3 protein-coding genes are annotated in these 5,449 nt (G+C 65.2%); all 3 read right to left on the reverse strand.

Features of this window, described 5'->3' with window-relative positions; translation table 11 throughout:
* Window positions 1–222: 222 nt before the first annotated feature.
* On the reverse strand, window positions 223–3,159 hold the full coding sequence (locus VGG47_RS01470) for an FAD-binding and (Fe-S)-binding domain-containing protein (RefSeq protein WP_331535091.1): 2,937 nt from the start codon (window positions 3,157–3,159) through the stop codon (window positions 223–225).
* A 228-nt stretch (window positions 3,160–3,387) separates the two neighbouring features.
* Window positions 3,388–4,692 (reverse strand): TldD/PmbA family protein, encoded by a 1,305-nt coding sequence (locus VGG47_RS01475; RefSeq protein WP_331535092.1) that lies wholly within the window; start codon window positions 4,690–4,692, stop codon window positions 3,388–3,390.
* Window positions 4,689–5,449, reverse strand: a 761-nt coding sequence (locus tag VGG47_RS01480; RefSeq protein WP_331535093.1) for a M16 family metallopeptidase, incomplete at its 5' end; no start/stop codon positions are given. The genes VGG47_RS01475 and VGG47_RS01480, both read right to left, overlap by 4 nt.

A 5,449-nucleotide genomic window follows, 5' to 3' on the forward strand; every position in this document is an offset into this window, starting at 1 on the left:
AAAGCTGTTTCGTGCCGATCAGGCGGCGCGCCTCGATCGCGGAGAAGTCGCAGGGCTCGGTGGCTTGGGTCATCGGAACTCCTTAAGAAAGTAGCCGCTTTTTAAAAAAAGCGGCGCAAAATTTTTGTTTATGCTGGGCCATGGGCTGTGTCACCGACAACGCCCATGCCCCAGCATAAAAAAGTTTTTTTGCTACTTTTTGTTCACAAAAAGTAGCCTTCCCTACCCTACAGCCTTCGCCATGCTGGCGGCCAGCACGCGCACCACGTGCACCGCCTCGCGCCCGGTGCCGTCATGGATCTGGTGCCGGCAGGAGGTGCCGTCGGCCACCACCAACGCGTCCGGCGCCGCCGCGCGCACCGCCGGCAGCAGGCTGAGTTCGGCCATGCGCAGCGACATGTCGATGGTCTCCGCCTGATAGCCGAACGCGCCGGCCATGCCGCAGCAGCTCGACTCGATGGTCTCAACCTTCAGCCCGGGGATCAGGCTGAGGGCGGTCTGCACCGCGCCCATCGCGCCGAAAGCCTTCTGGTGGCAATGGCCATGCAGCACGGCCGTCTCCGCCACCGGAGCGAGGCTTGGTGAAAAGCGGCCAGCCTTGATTTCCCTGGCGATGAACTCCTCCACCAGCATTGTCTGCACCGCCACCGCCTGCGCGACCTCACCGGGGAGGAGGACCAAAAGTTCATCTCGGAAGGAGAACAGGCAGCTCGGCTCGAGCCCCAGCACCGGCACGCCCCTCGCGACGAACGGTTTGAGGGCTTCCAGCGTGCGCGTCATTTCCACCTTGGCGGCGCCGACATCGCCGACCGAGAGATAGGTGCGGCCGCAGCAGAGCGGGCGCCCGCCGCGCGGCGGCTGCGCCACATGCACCCGGTAGCCGGCACCGGTGAGGGTGGCGATGGCGGCGGTGATGTTTTCCGGCTCGAAGGCGGCGTTGAACGTGTCCGCCCAGAGAACCACTTCCGCGCCGTCCGCCCTGCCCTGCACGCTTGCCGGCGGCGTAAACCGGTCGCGCCGCCAAACCGGCAAGCTGCGCCGGGCGCTAAAGCCGAGAAATTTTTCCCCGAGTTTGGCGAGGGCCGGAAAACGATTGCGCAGGTTGAGCAACGGCGCGAGGTACGCGGCATAAGGCGCGTACCGTGGCAGGTGTCCCACCAGCCGGTCTCTCAGCGAGAATCCGTTCCGCTTCGCGCGCGCGGCCTGCACCTCGATTTTCATGCGCGCCATGTCCACGCCGGTCGGGCATTCGCGCTTGCAGGCCTTGCAGGAGACGCAGAGTTTTAACGTCTCCGCCATTGCGTCTGAGGCCAGGGCGTCCGGCCCCAATTGCCCGGAGAGGGCCAGACGCAAGGTGTTGGCGCGGCCGCGGGTGACGTGCTGCTCGTCGCCGGTGGCGCGGTAGGAGGGGCACATCGCGCCGCCCTCGAGCTTCCGGCAGGCGCCGTTATTGTTGCACATTTCCACAGCGCCCTGCAGGCCGCCGGCCCCGCCCGGATAGTCGGACCAATCCAGCGCCGGCTTGAAATCCGCCACGGCGTAATCCGGCTTGTAGCGAAGCAGAGACCGGTCATCGAAGCGGGCCGGATGCACGATCTTGCCCGGATTGAAAGCTGTGGTGGGGTCGAAAACCTCCTTCACCTCCTCGAAGGCGCGGACCAGGCGGGTGCCGAACATCTTCTCGTGGAACTCGCTGCGCACCAGCCCGTCGCCATGCTCGCCGGAATGCGAGCCCTTATAGGCGCGCACCAGCTCGAAAGCCTCCTCGGCGATGGCGCGCATCGCCGCCACGTCCTTCTCCAGGCGCAGGTTCAGCACCGGGCGCACATGCAGGCAGCCTTCCGAGGCATGGGCGTACCAGGTGCCTTTGGTGCCATGCTTCTCGAACACCGAAGTGAGGTTGGCGGTGTATTCGGCCAGATGTTCGAGCGGCACGGCGCAGTCCTCGACAAAGGAGATCGGCTTGCGCTGCTCCTTCATGGACATCATGATGTTTAGCCCTGAAGTGCGCAGCTCGGTGATCGCCGCCTGCAAGGCCGGGTCGAGCACCTCTACCACCCCGCCCCACTGCGCGCCCTGGCGGTCGAAGCCAAAGCCGAGATCGCCCATCAGTTCGGACAATTGTTCCAGCCGCCGCGTGTTCTCCGCCTCGTCCTCGGCGAATTCCACCAGCAACAGCGCCGCCGGGTCACCTTTCAGGAAGGCCTCCAAGGTCGGGCGGAATATCGGGATTTCGCTCGCCAGCTCGATCATGGTCGCGTCCACCAGCTCGATGGCGATGGGCTTGAGCTTCACCAGATGCTGGGCGGCGTCCATGGCAGCATGGAACGAGCCGAAATGGCAGACGCCGAGACCGCGCCGGCCCAACAACGGCCAGAGCTTGAGTTCGATGGCGGTGGAATAGCCCAGCGTGCCCTCGGAGCCGACCAGGATATGCGCGAGGTTCACCCGGCCCCGCGCCGGGTTCAGGGCGTCGATGTTATAGCCGCCGACGCGGCGCTGCACCTTGGGAAAGTTTTGCGCCACCTCATCCGCCTCGCGCGCGCCGATGCGCAGGAGCTTGGCCGCAAGATCGCGCGACGCAAAATCATTGACGTCGGAGAGATCCGTGGAAATCTCGCCGAAATGCATCGCCGATCCGTCCGCCAGCACGGCGTCGATCGCCAGCACGTTGTCGCGCGTGGTGCCATAGCGCAGCGAACGGCCGCCGCAGGAATTGTTGCCGGTCATGCCGCCGATGGTGGCGCGTGAGGCGGTGGAAACATCCACCGGGAACCACAGCCCGTGCGGCTTCAGCTGGCGGTTGAGATCGTCCAGCACGATGCCGGGTTCCACCACGCAGCTTCTGTTCGCCACGTCCAGCGACAGGATGCGGCGCAAATATTTGGAATTGTCGATGACCAGGCCGCGATTGATGGTCTGGCCGCATTGCGAGGTGCCGCCGCCGCGCGGGGTGATCGGCACGCCCTCCTCCCGGGCCAGCGCCATGGCGCGCAGCGCGCCCTCCATGGTCTTCGGCACGACCACGCCAAGCGGCATCATCTGATAGTGCGAGGCGTCGGTGGCGTAGCGGCCGCGGCTGAAGCGATCGAACAGCACCTCGCCGTCGATCTCCGACGTCAAACGCCGCTCAAGCCCTGGCCGTAATACCGTCGCCATTTTTGGTCCTCCTCTTATGGAGGGAGGCTGGCATGATTGAATGCAAAATTCAATGCGAGGCAAAAAAGGAAGACTACTTTTTGTGAACAAAAAGTAGCAAAAAAACTTTATTAATCTGGGTCATGGGCATTGTCGGCGACAACGCCCATGCCCTAGCGGAGTAAAAATTTTTGCGCCGCTTTTTTTAAAAAGCGGCTACTTCCTTCCTTTTATTGCATGCAGTTTTTGCTACGCCCCAGCCAGCGTCATGCCTTCAATACGCAAGGTCGGCGCGTCGGTGCCGCGCTTGAAGATCAGATCATCGGCCGGGGTGAGGTTCAGGAACATGTCCTTGAGATTGCCGGCGATGGTGAACTCGGCCACCGGCTCTGCGAGGACGCCGTTGCGGATCATGAAGCCGGCGGCACCGCGCGAATAATCGCCGGTCAAGCCGCTCACGCTCGAACCGAGCATCTCGGTCACGTACAGCCCCTCAACGATATCGGCCATCAGCGCCGCAGGCGTCAGGCTGCCGGGCGCCAGATAAAAATTGCTGGTGCCGCCGGCATGGCCGGTGGTTTTCAGGCCGAGCTGATTGGCGCTGCGGGTGTCGAGAATCCAGCTGGTCAGCACGCCGTTTTCGATGAAGCTGCGGACCGTGCCGGGCTGGCCCTCGCGGTCGAAGGGCCGGGAGCGGCGGCCGCGCACGCGCAACGGGTCGTCGATGATGCGGATGTCCGGTCCGAACACCTTCTGCCCGAGGCTCTCCTTCAGGAAGGAGGTGCCGCGGGCGATCGAGGCGCCGTGGATCGCTCCCGACAAGTGGCCGAGCATGCTGCCGGCGACGCGCGGGTCGAACAGCACGGGGAGTCTGGCGGTTTTCGGGCGGGTTGGATGCAGCCGGGCGAGCGCCTGCTCGGCGGCCTTGCGGCCGAGGGCGGCCGGATCATCGAGGTCCGATGCATGCGCGGCGGAAGAATAATCGTAATCGCGCTGCATGTCCGTGCCGGTGCCGGCGATGGCGGTCGCGGAGACGCCATGGCTGGAGCGGGCATAGAAGCCGGCGAAGCCGCGCGTGGTGGCGAGGAGAAAATGACTGCGCGACCAGGAAGCCGAAGCGCCCTCGGAATTGGTGATGCCGGGCACCGCGAGCGCCGCCTCTTCCGCCGCCGCGGCGCGGGCAATGAGCGTTTCGGCCGTGGGTTCGAGCGGATCGTCGAGGTCGAGACGCTTCGCGTCCATCGGCGCCGGGGCCTCGGGGATTTCCGCGTAAATGTCTTCCGGCACGACACGGGCCATGGAAACGGCCTGTTCCGCCAGGCGCGTGAACGCGGCGGGGTCGATCGCGCTGGCCGAAACCGAAGCGCTGCATTTGCCGACAAACACGCGCAGGCCGAGCTCACGGGATTCGGCGCGCTCGGTCTCCTCGATCTTGCCGAGCCGGCGCTGCACCGAGACCGAGGTGCCGGTGCTCATCACCGTCTCCGCGACGTCAGCCCCGGCCGCCTTCGCGGCAGCGAGGAGGGCGGCGGCCTGGTCGAGCAACGCGCTCATGCGGCCAGCCGATCGGCAATGGCGGAGAGTGTCGGCACCTGTGCGATCGGGCCGATGGTGGCGATGGTCGGACGCTGGCGGAAGATTTTCGCCGCCGCGGCACGGATGTCCGCCTCGGTCACCGCCTCGATCTTCGCCACGGTTTCCGCCGCCGGAATCACACGGCCAAAAATCTGCCATTGGCGGGCCAGCTGCTCGCAGCGGCTGCCGGTGGATTCAAGCGACATCAGCAGTCCCGCCTTCAACTGCGCCCGCGCCCGGTTAAGCTCGGCGGCGGTGACATGGTGCTGCACCTTGTCCAGTTCCTCCAATGTCACAGGCATCAGTTCGGCGGCCTCGGACTCGCCGGTGCCGGCGTAAATGCCGAATAACCCGCCATCCTTGGCCGGTGAGGTAAAGCTGTAGATGGAATAGACGAGGCCGCGCTTCTCCCGGATTTCCTGGAACAGCCGCGAGGACATGCCGCCGCCGAGCAGGGTCGAAAGCAGCATCGCCGGGTAATAATCCGGCTCGCCATAGCCGGGCGCGGAAAAGCCCAGAACCAGATGCGCCTGGTCGAGATCGCGGTCCTCACGGTACTCGCCGCCGGTATAGTCCGCCGGCATCGGCTCATGGCGCGCCGCCTTGGGCAGGTCGGCGAAATGCTGGGCGACCAGATCCACCACCTGCGCGTGGCGCAGATTGCCCGAGGCGGCGATGACCATGTTCTCCGGCGTGTAATGCGCGCTCATGAAGCCGGGGAGCGCCTCGCGCTTCA

This window comes from Acidocella sp. (genome assembly GCF_036489515.1).
Lineage (GTDB): Bacteria > Pseudomonadota > Alphaproteobacteria > Acetobacterales > Acetobacteraceae > Acidocella.

What these genes read in the sequence shown, in the direction of transcription:
- VGG47_RS01470 (WP_331535091.1), bottom strand. Translation starts at nt 3,159, where the DNA reads ATGGCGACGGTATTACGGCCAGGGCTTGAGCGGCGTTTGACGTCGGAG.
- VGG47_RS01475 (WP_331535092.1), bottom strand. Translation starts at nt 4,692, where the DNA reads ATGAGCGCGTTGCTCGACCAGGCCGCCGCCCTCCTCGCTGCCGCGAAG.